Raw genomic sequence first — 22589 nt, 5'->3', positions numbered from 1 at the left:
TGTGCCGTTCATCGGTTCTGCAGGGTATCAAGAGCAGCATCCAACGCCGTAACCGCCTCGACGACCGTTCTTACCGTCGCCCGATCAAACTCATGATCGCGCTGAGCGTCGTGCACACCGCTATTGAGGTAACCCCATTCAATACTCGTACCGCTGACATTGAGCAGCCGGACCAACGCCCCTACGGCATCCGGCGCACCCGCATGTTGCGCCGCGATACGCTCGACGGCCGACCGCAACTTGGTGCATTTATTGTTCAGCTCCCAAGGCGCGCGGGGCCCGCTCAGCTTGATGTCGATCCGGCCGTCCGCCCGCCGACCCAGCCACGTCCACAGGCGGTCCGTCAGACTCTCCAGCGCCGGCCGGGCCTGACGCAGTGCCTCGCGTTTCTCGTCAGCCGCCAACGCCTGCTGGGCCAGAAGAACATAGTTCTTCGCTGGCGGGTCGCTGTCGACCCGCAGTTCGTGCTCTCCCTGATGCGGGAGAAACTTGTAGCGCTTAATGGCCGCGGCGCGGCGCACGCCCAACTCCTGCTGGATGCGGTGCAGGAACTCCTCTGCGTGCGAGGTGAGGATAACCTGCTTGCCGTGGAGCAAACCGTCCTCGAAGAAGGTACGCCAGATGCCATCGCGATGGTCGTCGTCGATCGCGTTGACGACGTCATCGAATATGACCACGGGGCAGCCCTGCGCGAGGTTCTTGGCAAGCAGAATCGCCAGGCCCAGGCATTTGATGTGCCCTTCGCTGAAGACGATCAACGCGTCGTAGCGCGCGCCCGGCTCGCCGGCGAACTCCACCTCGATCTTGCCGTTCTCGGCCACGGGCAACCACAGCGCGTGCAGCAGATCGCCGGGCGGATCGGCCCGGTTGAATGCGTTGTAGAGATGGCGGGCTTGGTCTCCCAGCCCCTGTAGCAGAACCCCCGGCAGAGCGGTCAGGTATGCCTGAATCTCGGGCAGGAAGCCGTCGTAGGCGGCCTTGACCCGCTGATGGTGCACCACCACCGGCATTTCGTCCGTGGCCGCCTGGATCAGGCCGCGGTTCGCGTCGTCGAATTGGGCCACGGTTTGGCGGGCGGCCGCCAGCTCCTGATCCGCAGTCGTGCGCATGGTCCGCAGCCGTTCGATCTCCAGCTGATGCTGTTGCAGGCGGTCCCGCTCCTGGGCCATCGCGCCGCGCTGGGCATTCACGTCGCGCGCCTGCGCGTCGAAGCCTTCGATGATCTGTGCGATCCGTAAGAGGGCTTGCCAGGCGCGCTGGTCCCCATTCACCCCGCCGCCGAGCCAATTGCCCGCCGACGTGGGAGGCAGCAGTGGCAGGCCCGCGGCCTGCGATTCGGCAGGACAAGCGACCCCAGCCGCCGCCACCACGCGGCGCATTTCGTCACACAGCGCTCGGACCGCCTCGCTCAACTGCGTCCGATGCCCGGCCTCCTGCTGCTGCAGGACGGCCAGTTGCGCGAGCTGCTCCAGGCCCATTCGCGCCCTGGCGAACGGGTCCTGCGCCACGGCGGCCAGTTCGGTTCCACATGCCGGACACGCGGTCGCCCCGTCCGCCAACGCTTGCACGGCCTCGTAGAGCTTCGCGTACGACACCTCGCCGGCGCGGGCCGCGAGTTGCGCGGAAGACGCTTGCCACAGTCCCTGGACGCGGTAGGCCTCTGCCAGCAACGCTTGCAGGCGGGCCTGGGTCACCTCGTGAATGGCAGGCGGGTTGGCGTCCAGCTGAGCCTGGACATACGGTAGCCGTCCTTGCTGCTGCGGCGTACCCAGCAGCCAGTCCACGCAGGTTTGATAGGTCGCGCCAGGTGACATGCGCTGCGCCAAAGCTTGTTCCAGGCCCTCGACCGCTGCGATCTTCTGCGGGTAGGCGGCGATGGTCTGTTCGGAGTTCGCCAACTGCAGGCGACGCTGCGCCAGCTGCGCCGCCTGCACGCCGGCAAGCATCAGGTCCTGATCGAGCGAGGGGTTGAAGCCGCGCACGAACTCGCTGAACTGGTCCACGCCGAACAGGGTGGCGATGAGCTGGCGCTGATCGCTCGGGGTCCGCGCGGCGATTCGGGCGAAATCGTCGAGGCGGTTCTTCTCGATGAAGCAGAAGCGATACTCAGCTTCGTCGGGCTGGACGGCCTGCGCCTCGCCCGCCGCCGTAGACGACAGGACTGGCGCGATGTGGCGGCGCAGGCGAGCGTTGTTGCAGTACGTCCGCTGGTCGACCCGCTTGGCCTGCGCTTCGCTGATCGAACCGAGCATCGCCACTTCCAAGGCTTCGCAGAAGCTGCTCTTGCCGGTGCCGTTGGCACCGTAGACCAAGGTGATGTCATGGCTGAGGTCGAACGTCTCCTGCCGCATGAATCCTCGAAACGGCCCGACTTCGAGCTGGTGCAGTCGCCCGAGCGCCGGCCCGTTTTCGGGGCCGCGCGCGTCCCCGTCGTAGGCGACAGGCATCTGCGCCAGATGCGCGATGGCCAGCGGCGCCAAGCGCGTGGAGCGCCCCCGGCGTGCAGCACCGACCTCGGCCAGTGGCTGCAGGTGATCGAGCACCAGGTGCGCCAGCCGGCGCACGTCGTCGTGCACGTGCCGCTGCGTCAAGTGCGCCAGGAACCGGTGGTACTCCGAACGTATGCTTGCCACAGCGACCCCTCACTTGGTCAACCACTGACCGTAAGCCTCCACATCGATCATGGGGACCGTTCCACTGAACTGAAGCTGCGCGATCAGCTTGAAAAGAAACGCGGTCGCCGGCTTGTTTTCGTTGGTGTAGCTGTACGCGCCGCTGGCTTGGTCATAGAAAAAGTGCCCGTGGGCGGCAACGCATCCGATGTCCAGACGCCCCTCGGTGAGGTTTGCGTTCAGCGCCTTGTCCATGGATGGGCCCAATGCAGGACTCCATTCGCTCTCGAAGGTGAGCAAGCCACCCAGAATCGGAATCAACGGCTTCGCTGGGTAGGTCCCGCCAGCGTGCGGGATCGGCAGGCTCGTGCGGTGCAGCCTGCGCACACTGGCGACCTTCTCCTGGGCATAGGCCACAAGCCCCGCGTCAGCCGTCTGCTTGGCCTCGAACACGGCGTACACGCTTTCGGCTGGAATGATCGTCTCGTTCTCGTAGGTGAAGATAAAAGGCGAATATTGCCGATCAAACACCACCACATCGATCTGCTGGCTGAAGTTCCCCAGGCTGTCCACCACATGCGCCTTCGCCGCCTGGTACCGTTTGGGCAGATAGGTATCCAGCATGTCGATCCAGACGTTCTCGCTCGCATCCCCCTTCGTACCCGGGTGACCGAAGGTCTTGCGTACTACGGACAAGCGCTGCTGGATGTCTTCATGCAGGGACGACAGGAGCTGGGAAAGCGACCACTGGGACATGCTGTACCTCGATGGGACGTGTATGGAAGCCGATGGAATCAGGACAGTGGGAACTTGGGGCCAAACAGTGCGCGCCAGGCGCGAAGCGCTTCGATATTGCGACCACGACGCGCGTGGTCGATGGCGATGCTTGCGTCCTGGCTCGCCTGGAACAGCAGCTGCTGCGCGCGCTGCTTGCGCGCGGCATCCATATCGTTGCTGATCGCCGGGCCAAGTCCGGCGGGATCCGGCCACTCGTCATGAACACGATCGGCAAGCGTGGCAAAGAACGACTGGATCTCGCGATCGAACGATCCTCCCCAGCCGCCGTAAAGACACTCAAGGGCCATTACCTCGATCAGGAACGAGGGCTTCACCGGCTTCTGATCGCCGTGCTTGGGATTGTTGTTCCAGTACTTCACCATGCGCACGAGACCTTTCCACTCATTGCCATAGGCTTGGTGCGCTGCGGTCGCCTTGTCCTTATGGATCTCCGGGTCCGTCTTGATCCACTTTCCGGACGCCGTATCGGGGATCTCATACTGGTCGCCGGTGTCGAATGCGGGCACCGCATCCACGCTGACCACCCGGTAGTCCGTGTTGTCCTCCGCGTCGATGTGAACACCGAAATCCACGTTGATCGAGCGCGCCTGTTTGCGCACGGCCGCCGAACCGTATTTCTCCACCAATGCAGAGTGGAAATCATCCAGCACTACCGATGCGGCCTTGCCGTGGTAATGCTTCTCCGAGTCCTTCAGCACGAAGAAGATGTCGATATCCTTGAGCGGCTTCGTCTTCGTGTATCGAGCATAGGACCCGGTCAGGAAGCTGCGCGCAATGCCGAACTTGGTCTGCAGGTAGTCCCGCACTTCGTTCTGGCGTTGCGAGGCATTCTTCTGTTCGCGTTCGTTGAGTTCCAGACGCGACTTGAACTTGCGAAAAGCTTCATCGATCGACAGCATCAGCGTTGCCTCCAATATCCGGCCTGACCCGCCAGGCCGCTGTGTTCGACAGTCGAGCCTAGGCTCTGCTTGACCATTCCATCCGTCGAGCGATAACTTCCTTTGCTCCACCCCTCCACATCAGGCCGCCCTGGCTTTGTATCGAGCATTAACTTGTACTTGGCCTGCGATGGCAGCAGCCCAGCTTTCTTGATCGCGTACTTCAACTGCTCGGTATCTGTCCAGAAGCTGCCGTCGCCATCGGACCACCCATACACGATGTCGATATCCCATCGGGTCACGAGTTTGTCGGTTGCCGGGTTGTAGATCTCCAGAATCACCTTGCGCAGATCACCGGTCCCGAGCCACGTCTTGATGGCTCGGGTATTGCTCTCCCAGCGATCCGCGAAGTGCTCGGGGTCCAGCCCACTGAGCAGGATGATGTCTTTCAAGCTCTTGAGGATGTTGTCGGTCACATAGGTAACCGAGTGCGTGTACGAGTAGGTGGCGACGGTGCTCATGACTTGAGGAAACCTCCGAGGTCGAGCGACAGCGCTTGTCCAGCATCGGCCTGCGCCTGCGTGGCAATTCCTTGGCTCAAGTCCCGTGCAATGATGCGAGAACTGTGCTTTTTGAGCGCGGTTTGCACCCAGCCGAGCTGCTCCTTCGGACACGGCAGCGAGACTCCCCAGTCTCCCTTCAACGGCTCGAACCCCAAGACTTCTTCGTTGGCATCATCACCATCGATCGCGTCTTCGTCGAAGAGGCAGTAGATCCTGGTCCGTGGTCCATCGCATGTCGCAACGATGGGCGCGCTCTTGGGTGCCTGGTCGGCGATCAAGCTGGCGGCCACGCCCGCCACGGCCCTGAGTTCAGAGCGAGCCGTGCCGTCCTTGCCCTGAGTGAGCAGTTCGACAATGGCATCCCACGTCTGCAACGCATCGCGGTGCGGCGAGCTGCGAAACGTCCGGCTGACAACGGTGGTCATTTTTGCTTCCCTCCTTGAAGGCGCATTTGCGTTGCCTGTCGTATCGCACTGCGCAGGTGCTCTACGGAAAGCTTGTTCGGATCGATAGCCACTTGCGGGTCGGCCGCGAGGGCGTTGGCTACGACCTTGCGAATGGCCCGACCATCCAATCCGACGCACTCGCCAGCGCACGCGTCGAACTGGTGAGCCGAGGAAAGCTTGCCAATCCCCGGAAATGTCTTTGCCAGGCCATTCAGGCAGTCCACCAGGATCTGCTTGCAGGCATCCTTGCCGGGCAGTGGCACCTCCATCACCATGTCGCAACGAGATAGGAAGGCACTGTCGACGGCCTGTGGGAAGTTGCTGGTGGCCACGAACAGCAGATGCGGGTTGCGTTCGGCCAACATGTCCAACTGCACCAACACCGCGTCGGTGGCCCGGTGCACATCAACCGGGTTGGCTTCCAGGCTGAGCTTGGCTCGATCAGCCGCAAGCGTTTCGACCTCGTCCAGAAGGACGATCGTCGGGCCCGCCGCTGCGGATTCTGCGATCGATTGCGAGAACAGGTCTGCCACGGCGCGTTGAGTCTTTCCCATTGCAGAGCTCGTCAGCGTGTGAGGCTCTACTTCCAGCAATCGAAACTTCGCAGAAGAAAAAGATTCGGCCACACGATGCGCCAAGCCCCGTGCCAAGGAGGTCTTCCCAGTCCCCGGCGGGCCGACCAACAAGATCACGCCGTGCAGGGGGAGTACCGTGCGCTCCACCTTGGGGCGCACCGTGAAGTTGACGATCGCCTGTGACAGCAACTGCTTCTTGAGAGCTTCGTCCATGACGATGGAATCCCACAGGGCGCCCAGCGACGTGTCCGGCAGCTTCCAGCTTCGATGGATGCCTTTCGGCAAAGTGGCGTCTGATGAAGGATTCTTGGTCATCCGTGGCTCTCGGCGGGTCAGAGAATGGTGCGATAGGTCGCCAGCACCTTGGTCGTTTGCACAAGGCCCTGGCGCAGCAGGATTTCGAGATAGCGGTCCACCTCGATCGGCGGATGCTTGAGTTGGGCACGCTGGCGCTGCGCAGCCGACACCACGGCGGCCGCGTCCAGATCCAGTAGGTTGTCCACAAACTCATCGGGGTGCTGCGATTCGATGCCGTACGGAGCCAGCAGATCGTTCGGGAAATCCCGTTCGTTGAACGTCACAATCACGCTCGCACCGCAGCGAATCGCCGCAGCCAGGACGTGCCGGTCGTCCGGATCGGGCAATGTCAGGCCTGCCACGAGCGCTTCGTAGCCCTCCACCAAGCCGTCCGGAATTGCCCGGTCCATGAGATCCGACGTCCTGTCGACCTGAACCCGGGTGAGATCGGGGCGGTTGATCAACAGGTTGCGTTTCCACTCCTCATGAATGGCTTGGCTCCACCGCGCCCGGAAGCGGCCAGACAGGCCGAGCCACATCAGGAAATCCCGCAGTGGCGCGGGATATAGAACGCACGCGTCGTAGACGGCGGTGAATGGGGAATGCCTCATTCGTATCCCATTCCCAACTCTTGCGACTGCTGAGCGAGTTCGGCCATCGCCTGCTCACTGGCGCGCTCGCGCGCTTCCTTGTACTGCATCAGATCGGCGAACCTCACCCTGCGGTGCTTGCCGGTGCGATGAAATGCCAACACCCCATCTTCGAGCAGCTTGACGAAATGGGGACGGGACACGTTGAGCAAGTCCGCCGCCTCTTGGGTCGTCAGCTCTGCATGGACGGGCACCACCTTTACTGCATTGCCATCGGCCAACTCGGCCAGGATGTCGACCAGCAGGCGTAAAGCCGAGGTAGGCAGTTCCACCTGATGAGCCTGTTTGTGGTCATCAAAGATCTGGATGTGCTGCGTCTCGAACTGGGTTGCGAGGTAAGCCGCCAAGGCACGTTGACCCTGGACGGCTGCCTTCACCTCTCCCGCGGCGGGAAGGGTCATCTTGGATTGGGCAGTGGCGGTGGTCATGGGTAGCTCCTAAGCGAAAACGGTTGCAGAGCCGATCATATTCGAAATACTCGAAAAACGCAATAATCGAAGCGCGACCCGTGCTTTTGTAGGTTCGCTCGCAGCATGCCCAATCCGGTCGTCCGCCAGTTCCTATTGTTTGCGGCCTGAAACAGCCCTGATCTCCACGATCAACCCATTGCTGATCACACAGGAATGGCGCGATGGTGGCTTCGATCTGGCTGCGCGCCGCGCATCGCGGCGTGCCCACTTTTTTCGTGACGGCCCTCGTGCTGGGCCAGTCCCCGATGGCATTGGCCGAGTCCCCGGCGCAGCGCCAGGAGTTGGTCGCCGCGCTGCGCCAGCTCGACGCGCTGGAACGCACCGTCGCGGACAGCGCCGCGCATGCCCCCATCCAGCCGGGCGAGCGCTACCACTTCGATTACCCACGGCTGCTGGCTGACCTGGCGCGCGTGCGCGCCGGCATCCAGTTCCACCTGACGCCATCACGCGCTCAGCCGCGCGACCCCTCCGAACTGGCCGGCGACTACCGCACCGAGCGGGCCGCTTCGCCATCGCCGAAGACGACTGCGGAGGGCGAGCAATGAACGGCGCCCAGGTCTCGGCATTTCAAGCCAACAGCGGTATCGCGCCTTCCGCGATGGCGACCGTCCTGGTCGGCGTCGTGTTCGCGGTCCTGCTCGTGTGGGGCGTCTGGGCCATCCGAACGGCCTATGTGGGGTGGTCCGAGAGCCGCCTCAACCAGCGCCAGTTCCTCGGCGTCTGCATCCGCTTCGTCGCGATGTACCTCGTCCTGAGTTTCTTCCTCCTGTCCTGACATGAAAGGCCCGACCATGCACAACCGCAACCTCACTTCCCGTTTTGCCCAGCGCGCCGCCGTGGCCCTGGGCGCCGCCGCGCTGCCCGCACTGTCGTTCGCGCAAGGTCTGCCGCAGTTGGAGAACCCGACGCGCGGCACCGGCAACGGCATCATGGAGACCATCCGCAACTACGGCTACGACATCATCATGCTCGTGGCCCTGCTGGTGGTGGCGTCGATGTTCATCGGCGTCTGCTACCACGCCTACGGCACCTACGCGGAGATCCACACCGGCCGCAAGACGTGGGGCCAATTCGGCCTCACGGTCGCCATCGGCGCCGTGCTGCTCGTGATCGGCATCTGGCTGCTCACCGAAGCCACCGGCATCCTGTAAGCGAGGCCGGTATGTCCGAGCAGCAGCACGTCCGTGCGGACGGGACGGTCACGTTCCTTCCGCACCGGCTCAACCGCCATCCCGTGGTCGTGCGCGGCCTCACCGCCGACGAGCTGTGGATCTGCTGCGGCCTGTCCGGCGCGGCCGGCCTGCTGGTCGGCGCGCCGCTTTCGTGGGTGTTCCGCACGATCGCCATCGCACCGACGTTCGTTGTCCTGGGCGTGGCCTTGGGCGTGTTCATCGGCGGCGGCATCCTGCGCCGCCTCAAGCGTGGGCGCCCCGACACCTGGCTGTATCGACAGTTGCAGTGGCGCATCGCAACGCGCCATCCGCTGATGGCCGGCTGGGTGGGCGGCCACGTGCTGATCTCGCGCTCGGGCTTCTGGTCCACCCGCAGGAGCATGCGATGAGCCGCTTCAAGAACGAGATCGCCCACCTGCAGGCGCACATCAAGACCTTGCGCCTGGGCGCGGGCGCGCTGGTCATTGTCGCCCTGGTCATGGGCGGCGGCTGGTGGAGCGCGCCGCGCGACCTGACCATCCACGTCCCGCCCGACCTGCGCTCTGGCAGTACCCGCAAGTGGTGGGAAGTGCCGCCCGAATCGGTCTATGCGTTCACGTTCTACGTGTTCCAGACGCTGAACCGCTGGCCGACCAATGGCGAAGAAGACTACTCGCGCAACCTCCATACGCTCTCGCCGTACCTCACCCCGTCCTGCCAGGCCTTCCTGCGGGCGGACTATGACTACCGCCGCTCCACGGGCGAGCTGCGTCAGCGCGTGCGCGGCATCTACGAGATTCCCGGCCGCGGCTATGGCGACGACCCCACGGCGCGCGTGCGCACCGTATCCGATCGCGACTGGGTGGTGACGCTGGACATCACGGCGGACGAGTACTACGGCGCCGAGCAGGTCAAACGCGCCCTGGTGCGCTATCCGATCAAGGTCACGCGGGTGGACGTCGATCCCGCCCGCAACCCGTTCGGCCTGGCGCTGGACTGCTACGAAGGCGCGCCCCAGCGCATCAGTGCACCGGAGCCGGCGCGCCCGGCGCCGAGTGACCTGAATCCGCAAGCGCCTCAAGGAGGAAACACCCCATGAAGCATCCTGTACTCGCGCTGCTGGGGCTACTGGCCGTGGCCGCGGCACCCGTCGCCCAGGCGGTGGAGATCCTGCGTTGGGAACGCATGCCACTGGCAGTGCCGCTGAAGGTCGGTCAGGAACGCATCGTATTCATCGACCGGAACGTGCGCGTGGGCGTGCCCGCAGGCGTGGGCAAACGCCTGCGCGTGCAGAGTGCGGGCGGCGCGGTGTACCTGCGTGCCAGCGAGCCGATCGAGCCCACGCGGTTGCAACTGCAGGACGCCGACACGGGCGCGCTGATCCTGCTGGACATCGCAGCCGAACCGCCCAAGGACGGGGAAGCCGAGCTGGAGCCGGTGCGCATCGTCGAGGGTGACAGCGCACCGGGACGCTATGGCGAGCAGGCCGACAGTGCCGAGGCCCCGGCACGCGCCCAGGGCCAGGCAGGTGCGCGGACCGCGCGGCGCGAAACTCCGGTCCCTGTCGTGCTGACGCGCTTCGCCGCGCAGAACCTCTACGCACCGCTGCGCACCGTCGAGCCGCTTCCGGGCGTCATGCGGGTCAACCTTCCCCGCGACCTCGACCTGGACACACTGATGCCAACGCTGCCGGTGCGCGCGGCCGTGCTCGCGTCGTGGCGCCTGGAAGACCAATGGGTGACTGCCGTGCGCCTCACCAACACCGGCGCCGACTGGGTCGCGCTCGACCCGCGCGTGCTGCAAGGCGATTTCCTCACCGCCACCTTCCAGCACGAGGCGCTGGGCCCGCGCGGCACGACCGAGGACACGACCGTGCTGTACCTGGTCACGCGCGGCCGCGGCCTCGCGCAGTCGCTGCTGCCGGCGATTCACCGCTTCGACCCTGCCGTGCATCTGCCGCAGCCGGACGGCGACGAGAACGCCAAGGAGGCCCGCCATGCGCAGTAACGGCCTGCTCAAGTGGCTGATGATCCCTGTCGCCATCCTGGTGCTGTTCGCCGGTATCCGGCTGTTCTCGGGTGGAGGCGGCACGGCGCCACCCGTGGCGGACAACGGCGCCCAGCTCACGCCCGAGGAAATGAAGGCGCTGGGCATCGAAGGCGACACCCCGCGCGACACCGTGGCGACGCTCGTTGCCCAAGTGAAGCAGTTGCGCACCGAGCTTCAGACCGCGCTCTCGGACAACAAGTCGCAGCGTGAAGAGAACCAGCGGCTGCGCCAGCGCGAGAACTCCATCGACCAGCGCATCAACTCGGCGCTCGAATCCGAGCGGTCCAACCTGCGCCGCGACCAAGAGCAGGCGGCCAGCGCGCGCCAGCAGACCGAAGGGCTGCTCGCCGACCTGCAGCGGCGCCTGGACAGCATCGGCGGGCGCGGCGGCGGCCATGCGGACCTGCCCGTGGGCCTGGGGCTGCAGGGCGGCGACGAGGCCGGCATGGAGGGCGGCGTGCGGTGGGTCGAGCCGGACGACGCAAAGCCCGCCGAGGGGCGCAACGGGGGGCGTGGCGCGAGCGGCGGCATGAGCTTCCCCACGAGCTTCGGCCCGGCGCAGAGCACGCTCGAAACCACCGCTGAAACCGTGGCCAACGCGGGCGCCCGCGCCGCCGGGGTCAAGAATGCCAAGCCGGTCTATACCGTGCCGACCAACTCGACGCTAATGGGATCGGTGGCGATGACGGCCCTGATCGGCCGCGTGCCGATCGACGGCACGGTCAACGATCCCTATCCGTTCAAAGTTCTGGTCGGGCCGGACAACCTGACCGCCAATGGCATCGACATTCCCGACGTGGCCGGCGCCGTGTTCAGCGGCACCGCCTCGGGCGACTGGACGCTCTCGTGCGTGCGAGGTCAGGTGCGCAGCATCACGTTCGTCTTCAACGACGGCACGATTCGCACGATCCCCGAAGACCGCGAGGGCAACCAGCAGAACAACCAACAGCGCGACGGCTTGGGCTGGATCAGCGATCCCCACGGCATTCCTTGCGTCAGCGGCGAGCGGCGCAGCAACGCCCAGCAATACCTCGGCTCGCAGGCCCTGATCACCGCGGCCGGTGCCGGTGTGGCCTCGCTCATCGAGAGTGGCAGCGGCCGCATGTCCTATGTCGGCTCGGACGGCTCCATCGGCACCGTGGGCATCACCGGCCAAGAAGCGGTCGGCCAGATTCTCGCGGGCGGTGTCCGGGACATGTCGGCCTGGGTCAACAAGCTCTACGGCCAAGCCTTCGCCGCCGTCTATGTCCAACCCGGCGCCAAGGTTGCCGTCCACCTCGAAAAGCCGCTCGCCATCGACTTCGATCCCGAAGGCCGCAAGGTCGATCACCGCGCAGGAGAAAGCCATGCCCTTGAACTTGACTAACCTGGCCCGTGGCCTGGCACTGGCCCTCGCCGTCGCGGTGCTCGCCGGCTGCGCCACCAGCAAGGAAAAGCTGTTGACCCACGGTGACCGCACGATGATGGACATCTGGCAGCAGGAGGCCGGCGACGGCGGTGGCGCAGCCGGACGGAACGCCGGCCGCCAGTTGCTCGATGCGCGCCAGAGCCTGCGTCGGCCCCTGACCGACGCCGACGTGCAGGCCGCACCTGTCGAGCAGATGCGCTACACGCGCACCGCGCGCAATGAGGTTCACCGCCAGTTCCAGCGTCTGCCCAATCCCGATCTCGTGATGTACGTGTACCCGCACCTGGCCGGCACCGACCCCGTTCCCGTGCCGGGCTACACGACGGTTTTCCCCTTGTACCAGCGCGTGCAGTACGCGATGCCTGGCGAGAGGACGGAGGACTACTGATGCGGTGGAAACTTCCATGGCCGAAGCTGGCTGCCGTCAGCGCCGAAGACACCGCCGCCGACGAGCAGCCGGACGGCTGGCAGCGCCACGTCGAGGCCTTGCAGCAAGCCGGCATCCCCGAACCCGGCGCCGCGGTCCAGGGCCGCAAGCCGGCGACCGTGGCCGACGAGCAGGCGCTGTACGACGTCGCACCGTCCTTCGTGGAACTGCTGCCCTGGGTGGAGTTCTTGCCCGAGTCGAAATCGATGCTCCTGGAGGACGGCCAATCGGTGGCCGCCTTCTACGAGCTGGTGCCGCTGGGCACCGAAGGCCGGGAACCCGGCTGGCTCGCGCATGCCCGCGACGCCCTGGAAAACGCGCTTCAGGACAGCTTCGATGAACTGGACGAGAACCCGTGGGTGCTCCAGCTCTATGCCCAGGACGAACCGAGCTTCGACCAGTACATGCAGACCTTGCGCGATTACGTGCAGCCACGTGCGCGCGGCTCGGCGTTCACCGAGTTCTACCTGCGCTTCTTCGGCCACCACCTGCGCGCTGTGGCCAAGCCCGGCGGCCTGTTCGAGGACACGGTGGTCACGCGGCTGCGCTGGCGCGGCCAGACGCGGCGCGTGCGCATGGTGGTGTACCGCCGCGCGAGCGGACAGGGACAGGCAAACCGCCGCGGCCAGACACCCGAGCAGATGCTGGGCATCGTCTGCGACCGCCTGTGCGGCGGCCTGGCGAACGCCGGCATCCAGGCCCGGCGCATGGTCGCGGCCGACGTCCACGACTGGCTGCTGCGGTGGTTCAACCCGCGCCCCACGCTGCTCGGGCCTGGGGTGGAGGACCGGGAGCGCTTCTACGCGTTGGCGCGCTATCCGGACAGTACCGAGGAAAGCGAGGCCGGCGAGATCGAGCTGGCGAGCGGGCGGGATTTCAGCCAGCGGCTGTTCTTTGGGCAGCCGCGCTCGGACGTGGCGCAAGGGGCCTGGTACTTCGACGGCATGCCGCACCGCGTGCTGATCACCGACCGGCTGCGCATGCCGCCCGGCACCGGGCACCTGACCGGCGAGACCCGCAAGGGGGACGCGATCAACACGCTGTTCGACCAGATGCCCGAGGACACCTTGATGTGTCTCACCATGGTGGCCACGCCGCAGGACGTCCTCGAATCGGACCTCAACCATCTGGCGAAGAAAGCTGTGGGCGAGACGCTGGCGTCGGAGCAGACGCTCAAGGACGTGCATGAAGCCCGCTCCCTGATCGGCAGCGCGCACAAGCTCTACCGGGGCACTCTGGCGTTCTACCTACGCGGGCGCGACGAGGCGGAACTGGATCGGCGCGGCCTGGACCTCGCGAACGTGATGCTCAACGCCGGCCTGCAGCCGGTGCGCGAGGACGACGAGGTGGCGCCGCTCAACAGCTACCTGCGCTGGCTGCCGTGCTGCTACAACCCCGGCAAGGACCGGCGCCGGTGGTACACGCAACTGATGTTCGCCCAGCACGCGGCGAACCTGTCGCCAGTATGGGGCCGCGCCCAGGGCACGGGGCATCCCGGCATCACGATGTTCAATCGCGGCGGCGGCCCGATTACGTTCGACCCCTTGAACAGGTTGGATCGGCAGATGAATGCCCATCTGTTTCTATTTGGCCCCACCGGCTCGGGGAAGTCCGCCACGCTCAACAACCTGCTGAACCAGGTGACGGCCATCTACCGGCCGCGGCTTTTCATCGTGGAAGCCGGCAACAGCTTCGGCCTGTTCAGCGACTTCGCCAGGCGCCTGGGCCTGACCGTGAACCGGGTCAAGCTGGCCCCCGGATCGGGCATCAGCCTGGCGCCGTTCGCCGACGCACGCCGGCTGATCGAAACGCCCAGCGACGTACAGACGCTCGATGCCGACGCGCTGGACGAAGACCTGCCCCCCGATGCCTCGGCCATGGAAGCGGACGAGCAGCGCGACGTGCTGGGCGAACTGGAGATCACAGCGCGGCTGATGATCACGGGCGGCGAAGACAAGGAAGAAGCGCGGATGACGCGGGCCGACCGCTCGCTGATCCGCCAGTGCATCCTCGACGCCGCCGAACATTGCGTGGCCGAAAAGCGCACCGTGCTCACGCGCGACGTGCGCAACGCGCTGCGCGCCCGTGGCCAGGACCCGACGCTGCCCGAGATGCGGCGCGTGCGGCTGCTGGAGATGGCGGACGCGATGGACATGTTCTGCCAAGGCACGGACGGCGAGATGTTCGACCGTGACGGCACGCCGTGGCCCGAGGCCGACATCACGCTGGTCGATCTGGCGACCTATGCCCGCGAGGGCTACAACGCGCAGCTCTCCATCGCCTACATCAGCCTGATCAGCACGGTGAACAACATCGCCGAGCGCGACCAGTACCTGGGCCGGCCGATCGTCAACGTGACCGACGAAGGTCACATCATCACCAAGAACCCGCTGCTCGCGCCCTATGTCGTGAAAATTACAAAAATGTGGCGCAAGTTGGGCGCCTGGTTCTGGCTGGCGACGCAAAACATCGACGATCTGCCGCGCGCCGCAGAGCCCATGCTCAACATGATCGAGTGGTGGGTGTGCCTGTCGATGCCGCCGGACGAAGTGGAGAAGATCGCCAGGTTCCGCGAACTCTCGCCGGCGCAGAAGGCGCTGATGCTCTCCGCACGCAAGGAAGCGGGCAAGTTCACCGAGGGCGTCATCCTCTCCAAGAGCATGGAAGTGCTGTTCCGCGCCGTGCCGCCAAGTCTCTACCTCGCGCTCGCGCAAACCGAGCCCGAGGAGAAGGCAGAACGCTACCAGCTCATGCAGCAGCACGGCGTCAGCGAGCTGGATGCCGCCTTCAAGGTGGCTGAGAAGATCGACCGGGCACGTGGCATCGAGTCGCCGACCCTGGACCTGCCCTGAATCTGCCGTACACCGGAGAACGCCATGGAACAGAAACGCCCATCCATTCCGATGCAGGTACAGGCGTTCCGCCGTCGGCGCTGGAGGCTCAGCTGGCCCTGGGTGTTGGCCGCCGTGCTGGTAGCGCTGCTGCTGATCTGGCTCGTGTCCCGCTATTCTGGCAAGTCCACTCCCCAGACTTCAACGCCGGTCAGCGTGACGCAGGTGGCCGGGCCTCCGTGGCAGATGGGAAATCCGGAAGGGCGTTTCACGCTGACGCTCTACGCGGACCTCGAATGCCCGTTCTGCCGATCCTATTTCCCAGTGCTCAAGCGTTGGGTGGCCGGCAACGCGGACGTGGCCTTGCAATGGCACCACCTCCCGTTGGCCGCGCATGAGCCGGCCGCGTCTGCCGAAGCGAGCCTGGCGGAGTGCGCCGGCGAATCTGGCGGCCATGCCGCCTTCTGGCAGGCTGTCGAGTGGGTCTATGCCCACACGCGCAGCGACGGCCAGGGCTTGCCCGAGGACCTGCGGTACCCCGACCTTACGCCAGCCATCGAGCAGTGTCTGGCGAGCGAACGGCCCGAGGCGCCGATCCGCACCCAGACGGCGGAAGCCACGAGCAGCGGCGTGACCGCCACGCCGTCGCTGCGGCTGCACGATCGCGAAACCGGCAAGGCGATCCTACTGCAGGGTCCGATCGAGGGCGATGCCTTGCTGTCGGCCATGGACATGCTCGCGGCCGGCGATCCCGCCGCCACACCTACTACATCGGAAATGCCTGCCGACGTCGTCGGCGACATGCCCAGGTAGCCCCGGTCTTCAAGGCTACGGCGCAGTCCACTGCGCTGACCGAAACCCGTTCGCCTCGCATCCTGGCCGCGAACGATCACCGCTGCCGCGGTGATGGATGCACCTTGTTCGTTCCCCAGGAGGGCTTGCCCTCCCAGGGCGCGCGCCCTCCGATCTCACCGTCTGGAGGTTCGCCATGTCTTTCGTCGTCAATGACTCCTGCCTGGAGTCGCTTTCCGCCATCGCTGCCCAACACGAGGACTGGATCATCCAGCAAGCCATTGCACTGCTGGAGAAGCGGGTTTTCAAAGCGGGTGCGAAACTCCTCGACCCCACGGCCGTGCGCGACTACCTGCGCGTGAAGCTGGTCGCCGAGCCCAATGAGATATTCGCCGCGGTGTTCCTGGACAGCATGCACCAGGTGCTGGCCTACGAGCCGTTGTTCAGGGGCACGATCAACTCGACTTCGGTCTATCCGCGTGTCGTCGTGCAGCGTGTGCTGGAGTTGAAGGCCGCCGCGGTGGTCTTCGCGCACCAGCACCCCTCGGGCATTTCCGAGCCGTCGAGCGCGGATCGCATGCTGACCCAGCAACTGCAGGCCGCGCTGGCGCTCATCGATGTGCGGGTACTGGACCACATCATCGTCGGCCAGGGTGCCCCGTTCTCCTTTGCGGAGTCCGGCCTGCTGTAAGGGTTGCACTGCTTCGTTGATCAGCGCGGAGGCTTCGGCCTCCGCTTTTTTCTTTGCGGCGACGCAAGCAGGTATGCGGGGTGGCCGCGATGCGCATTGTTTGTTGGGGCCGCCTGGGGTTCGGCGTTTGACTATGGCCCTGATCAACTTCCGGGGCACATGACATGCCAGCAGCTTTTACCCGGTTCGCACCAGGCTGGCGAACCCTTGGCCTGGCCGTGGCGCTGCCGACGTCTCTGGCGGTGTTCAGCCCGGCCACCTTCGCCGCCGACGTGGTGGTCGTCACCGACAGCCGCCACCCGGTCAAGACCATGGGCGGCGAGCGACTGATCGAGTTGGGCGAAACGCCCCGGATCGAGGCCGAGCTTTCCGCGAATCTTCCAGCCGACCCTGAGCGGGCAGCAGCCATCGTCCGGCAACGCCTGAAGCAAGGCGGCACCGATCTTCAGCGCCGCATCGGCACCGCCTACCAGGGCGTCACCGACGCATGGAGTTTGGGTGTCACGACCATCCCGGCCGTCGTGGTGGATCAACGCTTTGTGGTCTATGGCGAGCCGGACGTGGCCCGGGCCGTCGCGCGCATCGAGCAACACCGGAGGACGCAGCCGTGACCCATCGCCCATTCGACCTGCTGCGCCGCCTGCGCGTCGCCGTGGCCTCGCTGCTGCTGATCAGCGCCACGGGCAGCTACGCCTTGAACACCGCCACCATCGTGTCCTCCGTCATGTCGCCGGACTGCCTGGAGTACCGGGTGGTGGGCATCTGCTACTGGCTCTACTGCACCTGGACGGGCTGCACGGTGCGCACATCCACCAAGGTCCGGCACTACGTGCCCGATGCGGTCGTCTCCAGCTACAGCAACACCGGAGAGAACCCCTGGGTCGAGGTGCAGGCGATGAGCACGCCCAACCCATCCGCACAGGCAGGTGGGGATGGGACCACGAACGAAGACCACGAAAACAACCTCGCCAAATTCAAGAACAGCGATGTCATCGGCCATCCTGGCGGCGAGGTATTCAACCAGTTCGCATCGTCGTCGGGCTATTTCTGCCAAGGCGCGGGCACGGCCTTCATGCCGTATCTACTCAGCACCCTGGACACGCTGGCTTGGCGCTACAACGTGCCTGAAATGGCCTACCCGGAGGCGTTGATTCCGGGCATGCGCGAGGTCGGTGCGCGCACCACGATGAACCTCTGGGGCAATGTCTATCCGCGCGGCGGCTTCCTGCATCAGACCGATGACTACAAATCCGGGGCCGTCGTGGCCCAGCGCGCCGGTGATGTCGTCACGCGCCGCGGGCAGATCCACGTGTACCAGCCGCTGCTTGCCAACGCCCGCGACGGCTACTGGCCGGCCGGCGCGCTGATGGAGGGTGATGCCTCTACGGGCAAGTGGCAGGAGCTGACGCCGCGCCTGTCCAACACCTGCGTGGTGTTCCCGCACAGCGGCACGCTGACCCAGGCCCAACAAGGCGACTACGCCTGGGCGCTGTGGCGTCCCTATGCGTGCTGCGAACGCCGCGGGCAGGTGTTCCTGGGCAGCGTCGATTTCCTCTGAGGTGCCACGATGAAGCGTCCTGAATCGATGAACCTTTCCGCCAAGGCGTGCCGCCTGCTGCGCCCGAAGGCGCTGGCCGGCCCGCTCGCTCTGGTCTGCGGCCTGGCGTGGGCGCAGGTCGGATACCAGAACAGCGGCCCCGTCCTCGGCGATGACGTCATGTACTCGATCGGCGGTGGCAGTGCGGTGTCCATGGGCCGCGCGGCCGGCATGCGCTCCATCGGGGTCGGCGTGGGGTGGAACAGCAACCTGATCTGCGGCGACATGAGCATCCAGACCACGCTGCGCAATCAGCTCAACGGCATCACGAACGGCTTTCAGCAGATCATGAGCAACGTGATCCAGAGCGCGACCAGCGCGGTTGCATCGCTGCCGGCGCTGATCATTCAGCGCGCCGATCCGGGCCTGTACAACCTGCTGACCAACGGCGTGCTGCAGGCGCGGCTGGACTTCGACCGCTCCAAGCTGACGTGCCGCGCCATGGCGGAGAAGATGGCCGAGACTGCGGGTGGCCAGCTTGGCTGGAGCCAGATGGCCGAAGGCATGGCCTTGCGTGACGCGGTTGGCAGCAACGATGCCGTGTCGGCCGTCGAGCAGGCCGAGACGCGCCGCGGCAACGACGGCCTTCCCTGGGTGGGCGGCAGCAATGCCGGTGGCGCAGGCCAGTCCGCCATCCGCGTGGTCGGCGACGTCACCCGCGCGGGCTACAACCTGGTCAACGGGCGCGGCGTGACGGACACATCCTCCATCGCGTCCACCAGTTGCGCGAGCCTGTCCTGCCAGACCTGGACGTCGCCGCAGCAGGCGACCGAATGGGCCACCCGGGTCCTCGGGGAACAGGTGCAGCGCACGTGCGATTCCTGCACCAAGACCGAGACGGTGCCCGGCGTCGGGCTGACGCCGCTGATCCAGGAGGAGTACGAAGCCAAGCTGGAAGTCTTGCAGGAACTGGTTTCCGGCGTGCGCAACACCACCTTCGAGAACTTGCGCGAGGCCGGCAGCACGTCGCTGCCGATCACGCGCGGCGTCATCGAGGCGCTGCGCGACGAGCCGGACCAGGACCTGCTGGCGCGGCGCCTCGCGTCCGAGGTGGCGCTTTCGTCGGTGCTGGAGAAGGCACTGCTGCTCCAGCGCACGCTGCTCACCGGCAAGAAAGAGCCCAACGTGGCAGCCAACGAGTTGGCAGTCGAGGCCGTGAACCACGAGAGCGACACGCTCGACCGGGAGATCCGCAACCTCAAGACCGAACTTGAACTGCGGCGCGAGCTGGCGAACAACTCGCCGATGGCCATCATCCAGCGCCATGGCACGCGCGCGGCAGGCTCGCGCGGCATCTATGAGGGCGATCCGGTGCCCGACCGCCTCGACCAGTTGCAGAAGGGCAATCCGGGAGGCCGGCCATGAGCGCGGAGCGCATGGCCTGGCGCCCCTTGCGCTGGCTCATCAGCCGGCGTGCGGCGAAAGCACTGCTGTGGGCGGCCGTGATCGTCGCCGCTGCGGTGGGCGCCAACATCGCCGGCATCTATCTCGTTGGCAGCGTGGCCGGCTGGGAGCGGTGGCTCGCGGCCGCATCGGGCTACTTCTTCGTGTGGCGGTTGTTCCTGTACGGGGCGACGGCCTGCGGCTGGGTCTGGATGCGGCGGCGGCTGCTGGCGCGCGAGGACAGCACGCTGGCCCGACGCCGGCTGATTCGCGCTGAGGTCGCCGGCATTGTTGCCATCGTGGCGCTGGAAGCCAGCCTGTTGATGCAGGCCGCTTGAGGGGATCGAGGCCATGACGCTTTTCACGACCGACTACCTGGAGTACTACCTAACCCTCGTGTCCTGGATCGTCAACAACGGCATCTGGGCGGTCCTCGTATCCAGCGGGGTATTCGCGCTGCCTTTCGTCGCCATCATCGTGCAGGAGTGGTTGAAGGCCCGTGCGGAAGGCGCCGACGAGGGCAACAAAGGCGTGCTGAGCGCCGCCCGCATCGAGAACCGGGTCTTCGTCGCCATCGTGGTGGTGATGTTCGCCGGCATTCCGTTCATCGACGTGGACCTGAACACCATCCAGTACGACAGCTCGCGCTCGGCCCAGTGCCAGGTCAGCGTGGCGCAGCCCGGGGATACCGGCTGGTCGCAGTCCTTCAGCACCATCAACAACCAGTCGGCGAAGGTGCCGGTGTGGTGGGCGTTCATGCACGCGCTCTCGCGCGCCGTCACGGGCGCTTCGGTGGCAGCGATCCCGTGCGGCACGGACCTGCGGCAGATGCGCATGGAGATCGACGCTACGCGCATCGATGACCCGGTGCTGGCTCAGGAAGTAGCGGATTTCTCGCGGGATTGCTATGGGCCTGCACGGGCCAAATTGTTCATGCAGCGCCCTCAGCTCGATGAGCAGCAGATGCACGACGTGACCTGGATCGGATCGCGGTTCTTCACCGACACGAACGGCTACTACGACACATACCGTTCCAGCACCCCACGCGAGGACTGGCCCTATGACAGCACCCGCGACGCAGGGCTTGCGCAGGTGGCCAGCGGTGGCGGCTACCCGACCTGCCGCCAGTGGTGGAGCGATGGAAGTAACGGCCTGCGGGCACGCCTGCTGGGTCAGGTGGACCCGAGCCTGTTGAGTCGCCTGGCGGGCTGGGCCGGGTTCCTGAGCCGGGCCGAGGTGGACGACTCGGTGATCCGAGCCATCGCGTCACCGCGGCAGCAGAAGTTGAACCAGGGCAGCGTCTATACGGACTACGGAGGCCAGATCGACAAGACCTTGCCGAACATCGTGACACGGGCCACGGGAGACGTTGGGATGGCCGTCGGCGCGATTGCCGCGTTTCCCGCCATGGACGTCGTGAGACAGTCTCTACCCATGGTCCTCGCCTTGCTCAAGATGGCGCTGGTCATCTGCATCCCGCTCGTGCTGGTCGTGGGCACCTATGACCTGAAGACGGTCGTCACGGTCAGCGTCGTGCAATTCGCGCTGTTCTTCGTGGATTTCTGGTTCCAGCTCGCTCGCTGGATCGACAGCACTATCCTCGATGCGCTCTATGGCTGGGGCTTTGGCTGGAACCGGCCACACACGAACTTCGACCCGCTGGTGGGGCTGAACAATGCGTTCGGCGACATGCTCTTGATGTTCGTCGCGGGCACGATGTTCCTGGTGCTGCCAGGATTCTGGCTGGCAAGCCTGACCTGGGTTGGAATTCGGGCGGGACATGCCATTCAGGGGTTGTCGGACGGCAGCAAGAGCGCCGGCCAAGCCGGGGGCAAGGGGGCTGGGGCACTCACGGGAGGCAAGCTGAAGTAGCCCGGAGTCCGTCAGTCGTCGGTGTACAACTCGTGCGACGTATCGTTGTACAGATTGGGATCGTAGCCCGGTGTCTTGCGCAGTTCTGTGAGATCGGTGAAAGGCCACTCGTCCTCGTCAGAGGTATTGGCAGCAGCAGCCCACGCCGCCGCCACGACGCCCAACAACACGAGTGCGAACCAAAAAGCAACGTAGAGCAGCAATCCCACCACAGACAGCTTGACCACCCACACGAGCGCGGTGGCAACGGCCGCCGGCACCCCCTTGGACACCAACCAGTTCGACGCCCGACGTTCGCCGCGCGCGTAGGCGCGCCATCCGCGGCCAAAGGTGCGGCCGAGGCGTTCTGCGGTGCTGATGCGGGTCGTGGTGTTCATGGTCGTCTCCTGCTACAGAGGGATGCCTATTCCAGTTTGGTCCATTTCATTCTGTTTGGGGCTTCAATGTGCTCTCTTGCCGCTTCAGGACGCTTCGTCATCCGGTTCCACCGGCCCGGGATCAGGCTCCACGCCGACGCGATACGTGGCAACGAAGCGCGGCCAGTCCACATGGTCCACCAGGTCGATGTCATCGACAACGCCGACTCTTGCTGCCGCACGCTCGAACAGGGCGATGCTCTTGGCGGGATAGTTGTTGCGCGACGGATAGAGCACCCCGTCGAACAGCGGCTGGCCATCATCGCCGAGCATCGCATGCACCTGGGCGGACACCTGCTGCGTGTGCGTGTAGTCGCGGCTGGCCAACTGTTCCAGGTTCAGGCCGAAGTAACCCGCCATGACACCCTCGGCCGTGAGATCGGCCAAGCGCACGTCGTCCAGGACCCCCACGGCCCGCACGAGCCGGCTCTCGACTTCCTTCAGCGCAATCGAGCGCTTCTCGTCCGCCAGCCACTGGTGCTTGTGAAACACCGACTCCATCAGCGCCGTGGACAGGTCGCGGCCCAGGTAGAGCACGCCGTAGGTCCGCGCCGGGTCGTCGTAGCGATTGGTGCCGCTGCGGCCATAGTACAGCGGGCTGCCCCGATAGACGACGCGGCTCACATGCTGGAGCAGTTCACCCGCATCGATCAAGAACAAGGGCAGTTCGCGGCTCATGGCGG

General features: G+C 65.5%; 26 protein-coding genes. 16 read left to right on the top strand and 10 right to left on the bottom strand.

All coding sequences use genetic code 11. From position 1 onward, the window contains the following. Positions 1-8 precede the first annotated feature (8 nt). From CAL15_RS18545 to CAL15_RS18510, 8 genes are read right to left on the bottom strand one after another with little or no spacing between them, the layout of a single operon-like run. Entirely contained in the window at positions 9-2633 is a 2625-nt protein-coding gene (locus CAL15_RS18545) for an AAA family ATPase (RefSeq protein ID WP_003116812.1), read from the bottom strand. Positions 2634-2642: 9 nt separating this feature from the next. Next, the gene (gene nucC / locus CAL15_RS18540) at positions 2643-3368 is read right to left on the bottom strand and encodes a CBASS effector endonuclease NucC (protein WP_003050273.1); all 726 of its coding nucleotides are present in this window, start codon (positions 3366-3368) and stop codon (positions 2643-2645) included. Positions 3369-3406: 38 nt separating this feature from the next. Then, a complete protein-coding gene (locus tag CAL15_RS18535) occupies positions 3407-4309 on the bottom strand; it encodes a CBASS oligonucleotide cyclase (RefSeq protein ID WP_003105624.1) in 903 nt (300 codons plus the stop codon). Then, entirely contained in the window at positions 4309-4809 is a 501-nt protein-coding gene (gene cap7, locus CAL15_RS18530) for a type III CBASS phage resistance system CD-NTase-associated protein Cap7 (RefSeq protein WP_003090159.1), read from the bottom strand. The genes CAL15_RS18535 and cap7 overlap by 1 nt, the downstream gene beginning before the upstream one ends. Continuing rightward, complete coding sequence (cap8, locus tag CAL15_RS18525) at positions 4806-5276, bottom strand: type III CBASS phage resistance system CD-NTase-associated protein Cap8 (RefSeq protein ID WP_003105626.1); 471 nt, start codon at positions 5274-5276, stop codon at positions 4806-4808. The genes cap7 and cap8 overlap by 4 nt, the downstream gene beginning before the upstream one ends. Next, on the bottom strand, positions 5273-6187 hold the full coding sequence (gene cap6 / locus CAL15_RS18520) for a CBASS system CD-NTase-associated protein Cap6 (protein WP_003105629.1): 915 nt from the start codon (positions 6185-6187) through the stop codon (positions 5273-5275). The genes cap8 and cap6 overlap by 4 nt, the downstream gene beginning before the upstream one ends. 17 nt (positions 6188-6204) lie before the next feature. Continuing rightward, complete coding sequence (locus tag CAL15_RS18515; protein ID WP_003109777.1) at positions 6205-6780, bottom strand: PIN domain-containing protein; 576 nt, start codon at positions 6778-6780, stop codon at positions 6205-6207. Continuing rightward, the gene (locus tag CAL15_RS18510; RefSeq protein WP_003050245.1) at positions 6777-7247 is read right to left on the bottom strand and encodes a helix-turn-helix domain-containing protein; all 471 of its coding nucleotides are present in this window, start codon (positions 7245-7247) and stop codon (positions 6777-6779) included. The genes CAL15_RS18515 and CAL15_RS18510 overlap by 4 nt, the downstream gene beginning before the upstream one ends. A gap of 203 nt (positions 7248-7450) precedes the next feature. Between CAL15_RS18510 and CAL15_RS18505 the strand changes: the two genes are divergently transcribed. The 16 genes from CAL15_RS18505 to CAL15_RS18430 all read left to right on the top strand — a co-directional run bounded on the left by CAL15_RS18505 (position 7451) and on the right by CAL15_RS18430 (position 21490). After that, positions 7451-7834 (top strand): integrative conjugative element protein, RAQPRD family, encoded by a 384-nt coding sequence (locus CAL15_RS18505; RefSeq protein WP_003120001.1) that lies wholly within the window; start codon positions 7451-7453, stop codon positions 7832-7834. Continuing rightward, positions 7831-8064, top strand: a complete 234-nt coding sequence (locus tag CAL15_RS18500) for a TIGR03758 family integrating conjugative element protein (RefSeq protein WP_003050225.1) — start codon at positions 7831-7833, stop codon at positions 8062-8064. Before CAL15_RS18505 ends, CAL15_RS18500 begins: the two co-directional genes overlap by 4 nt. Positions 8065-8080: 16 nt before the next feature. Further along, positions 8081-8440: a TIGR03745 family integrating conjugative element membrane protein gene (locus CAL15_RS18495; RefSeq protein ID WP_003090173.1), complete on the top strand. Its 360-nt coding sequence runs from the start codon at positions 8081-8083 to the stop codon at positions 8438-8440. Positions 8441-8451: 11 nt separating this feature from the next. Then, entirely contained in the window at positions 8452-8850 is a 399-nt protein-coding gene (locus CAL15_RS18490; protein ID WP_003105639.1) for a TIGR03750 family conjugal transfer protein, read from the top strand. After that, positions 8847-9539 carry a PFL_4703 family integrating conjugative element protein gene (locus CAL15_RS18485; protein WP_003105641.1) on the top strand — a complete coding sequence of 231 codons (693 nt, stop codon included), beginning with the start codon at positions 8847-8849 and terminating at the stop codon, positions 9537-9539. The genes CAL15_RS18490 and CAL15_RS18485 overlap by 4 nt, the downstream gene beginning before the upstream one ends. Further along, the gene (locus CAL15_RS18480) at positions 9536-10447 is read left to right on the top strand and encodes a TIGR03749 family integrating conjugative element protein (protein WP_003105643.1); all 912 of its coding nucleotides are present in this window, start codon (positions 9536-9538) and stop codon (positions 10445-10447) included. Before CAL15_RS18485 ends, CAL15_RS18480 begins: the two co-directional genes overlap by 4 nt. Continuing rightward, positions 10437-11855 carry a TIGR03752 family integrating conjugative element protein gene (locus CAL15_RS18475; RefSeq protein ID WP_020924934.1) on the top strand — a complete coding sequence of 473 codons (1419 nt, stop codon included), beginning with the start codon at positions 10437-10439 and terminating at the stop codon, positions 11853-11855. Before CAL15_RS18480 ends, CAL15_RS18475 begins: the two co-directional genes overlap by 11 nt. Then, on the top strand, positions 11836-12285 hold the full coding sequence (locus tag CAL15_RS18470; protein WP_003109775.1) for a TIGR03751 family conjugal transfer lipoprotein: 450 nt from the start codon (positions 11836-11838) through the stop codon (positions 12283-12285). The genes CAL15_RS18475 and CAL15_RS18470 overlap by 20 nt, the downstream gene beginning before the upstream one ends. Beyond that, complete coding sequence (locus CAL15_RS18465; RefSeq protein ID WP_003105079.1) at positions 12285-15176, top strand: conjugative transfer ATPase; 2892 nt, start codon at positions 12285-12287, stop codon at positions 15174-15176. Before CAL15_RS18470 ends, CAL15_RS18465 begins: the two co-directional genes overlap by 1 nt. 24 nt (positions 15177-15200) lie before the next feature. After that, the gene (locus CAL15_RS18460; protein WP_003090202.1) at positions 15201-15968 is read left to right on the top strand and encodes a DsbA family protein; all 768 of its coding nucleotides are present in this window, start codon (positions 15201-15203) and stop codon (positions 15966-15968) included. Positions 15969-16143: 175 nt separating this feature from the next. Then, positions 16144-16638: a JAB domain-containing protein gene (locus tag CAL15_RS18455; protein ID WP_003090203.1), complete on the top strand. Its 495-nt coding sequence runs from the start codon at positions 16144-16146 to the stop codon at positions 16636-16638. A gap of 164 nt (positions 16639-16802) precedes the next feature. Beyond that, the gene (locus CAL15_RS18450; RefSeq protein ID WP_003109772.1) at positions 16803-17249 is read left to right on the top strand and encodes a TIGR03757 family integrating conjugative element protein; all 447 of its coding nucleotides are present in this window, start codon (positions 16803-16805) and stop codon (positions 17247-17249) included. A gap of 83 nt (positions 17250-17332) precedes the next feature. Further along, a complete protein-coding gene (locus tag CAL15_RS18445; protein WP_425265766.1) occupies positions 17333-18196 on the top strand; it encodes a TIGR03756 family integrating conjugative element protein in 864 nt (287 codons plus the stop codon). A gap of 9 nt (positions 18197-18205) precedes the next feature. Continuing rightward, a complete protein-coding gene (locus tag CAL15_RS18440; protein WP_003109770.1) occupies positions 18206-19600 on the top strand; it encodes an integrating conjugative element protein in 1395 nt (464 codons plus the stop codon). Next, positions 19597-19956, top strand: coding sequence for a hypothetical protein (locus tag CAL15_RS18435; protein WP_003090212.1), 360 nt, complete (start codon positions 19597-19599; stop codon positions 19954-19956). The genes CAL15_RS18440 and CAL15_RS18435 overlap by 4 nt, the downstream gene beginning before the upstream one ends. Before the next feature lie 13 nt (positions 19957-19969). Continuing rightward, a complete protein-coding gene (locus CAL15_RS18430; protein ID WP_003090214.1) occupies positions 19970-21490 on the top strand; it encodes a conjugal transfer protein TraG N-terminal domain-containing protein in 1521 nt (506 codons plus the stop codon). Positions 21491-21501: 11 nt separating this feature from the next. On the opposite strand, the gene CAL15_RS18425 is transcribed toward CAL15_RS18430, so the two are convergent. Together CAL15_RS18425 and CAL15_RS18420 are read right to left on the bottom strand one after the other, a co-directional pair. After that, positions 21502-21867 carry a DUF3742 family protein gene (locus tag CAL15_RS18425; protein ID WP_003090216.1) on the bottom strand — a complete coding sequence of 122 codons (366 nt, stop codon included), beginning with the start codon at positions 21865-21867 and terminating at the stop codon, positions 21502-21504. An 84-nt stretch (positions 21868-21951) separates the two neighbouring features. Then, positions 21952-22584, bottom strand: a complete 633-nt coding sequence (locus tag CAL15_RS18420) for an RES family NAD+ phosphorylase (protein WP_003090219.1) — start codon at positions 22582-22584, stop codon at positions 21952-21954. Between the last annotated feature and the right edge of the window lie 5 nt (positions 22585-22589).

It is taken from the genome of Bordetella genomosp. 13, assembly GCF_002119665.1.
In the GTDB taxonomy this organism is placed as follows: domain Bacteria; phylum Pseudomonadota; class Gammaproteobacteria; order Burkholderiales; family Burkholderiaceae_B; genus Bordetella.
The sequence above is the reverse complement of the archived record's forward strand: the minus strand, read 5'-3'. Positions and strand labels throughout refer to the sequence as shown.

Bases quoted from the DNA above. Each gene is read 5' to 3' on its own strand.
- nucC (WP_003050273.1), bottom strand. From the start codon at position 3,368: ATGTCCCAGTGGTCGCTTTCCCAGCTCCTGTCGTCCCTGCATGAAGAC.
- CAL15_RS18535 (WP_003105624.1), bottom strand. From the start codon at position 4,309: ATGCTGTCGATCGATGAAGCTTTTCGCAAGTTCAAGTCGCGTCTGGAA.
- cap7 (WP_003090159.1), bottom strand. From the start codon at position 4,809: ATGAGCACCGTCGCCACCTACTCGTACACGCACTCGGTTACCTATGTG.
- cap8 (WP_003105626.1), bottom strand. From the start codon at position 5,276: ATGACCACCGTTGTCAGCCGGACGTTTCGCAGCTCGCCGCACCGCGAT.
- cap6 (WP_003105629.1), bottom strand. From the start codon at position 6,187: ATGACCAAGAATCCTTCATCAGACGCCACTTTGCCGAAAGGCATCCAT.
- CAL15_RS18515 (WP_003109777.1), bottom strand. From the start codon at position 6,780: ATGAGGCATTCCCCATTCACCGCCGTCTACGACGCGTGCGTTCTATAT.
- CAL15_RS18510 (WP_003050245.1), bottom strand. From the start codon at position 7,247: ATGACCACCGCCACTGCCCAATCCAAGATGACCCTTCCCGCCGCGGGA.
- CAL15_RS18505 (WP_003120001.1), top strand. From the start codon at position 7,451: ATGGTGGCTTCGATCTGGCTGCGCGCCGCGCATCGCGGCGTGCCCACT.
- CAL15_RS18500 (WP_003050225.1), top strand. From the start codon at position 7,831: ATGAACGGCGCCCAGGTCTCGGCATTTCAAGCCAACAGCGGTATCGCG.
- CAL15_RS18495 (WP_003090173.1), top strand. From the start codon at position 8,081: ATGCACAACCGCAACCTCACTTCCCGTTTTGCCCAGCGCGCCGCCGTG.
- CAL15_RS18490 (WP_003105639.1), top strand. From the start codon at position 8,452: ATGTCCGAGCAGCAGCACGTCCGTGCGGACGGGACGGTCACGTTCCTT.
- CAL15_RS18485 (WP_003105641.1), top strand. From the start codon at position 8,847: ATGAGCCGCTTCAAGAACGAGATCGCCCACCTGCAGGCGCACATCAAG.
- CAL15_RS18480 (WP_003105643.1), top strand. From the start codon at position 9,536: ATGAAGCATCCTGTACTCGCGCTGCTGGGGCTACTGGCCGTGGCCGCG.
- CAL15_RS18475 (WP_020924934.1), top strand. From the start codon at position 10,437: ATGCGCAGTAACGGCCTGCTCAAGTGGCTGATGATCCCTGTCGCCATC.
- CAL15_RS18470 (WP_003109775.1), top strand. From the start codon at position 11,836: ATGCCCTTGAACTTGACTAACCTGGCCCGTGGCCTGGCACTGGCCCTC.
- CAL15_RS18465 (WP_003105079.1), top strand. From the start codon at position 12,285: ATGCGGTGGAAACTTCCATGGCCGAAGCTGGCTGCCGTCAGCGCCGAA.
- CAL15_RS18460 (WP_003090202.1), top strand. From the start codon at position 15,201: ATGGAACAGAAACGCCCATCCATTCCGATGCAGGTACAGGCGTTCCGC.
- CAL15_RS18455 (WP_003090203.1), top strand. From the start codon at position 16,144: ATGTCTTTCGTCGTCAATGACTCCTGCCTGGAGTCGCTTTCCGCCATC.
- CAL15_RS18450 (WP_003109772.1), top strand. From the start codon at position 16,803: ATGCCAGCAGCTTTTACCCGGTTCGCACCAGGCTGGCGAACCCTTGGC.
- CAL15_RS18440 (WP_003109770.1), top strand. From the start codon at position 18,206: ATGAAGCGTCCTGAATCGATGAACCTTTCCGCCAAGGCGTGCCGCCTG.
- CAL15_RS18435 (WP_003090212.1), top strand. From the start codon at position 19,597: ATGAGCGCGGAGCGCATGGCCTGGCGCCCCTTGCGCTGGCTCATCAGC.
- CAL15_RS18430 (WP_003090214.1), top strand. From the start codon at position 19,970: ATGACGCTTTTCACGACCGACTACCTGGAGTACTACCTAACCCTCGTG.
- CAL15_RS18425 (WP_003090216.1), bottom strand. From the start codon at position 21,867: ATGAACACCACGACCCGCATCAGCACCGCAGAACGCCTCGGCCGCACC.
- CAL15_RS18420 (WP_003090219.1), bottom strand. From the start codon at position 22,584: ATGAGCCGCGAACTGCCCTTGTTCTTGATCGATGCGGGTGAACTGCTC.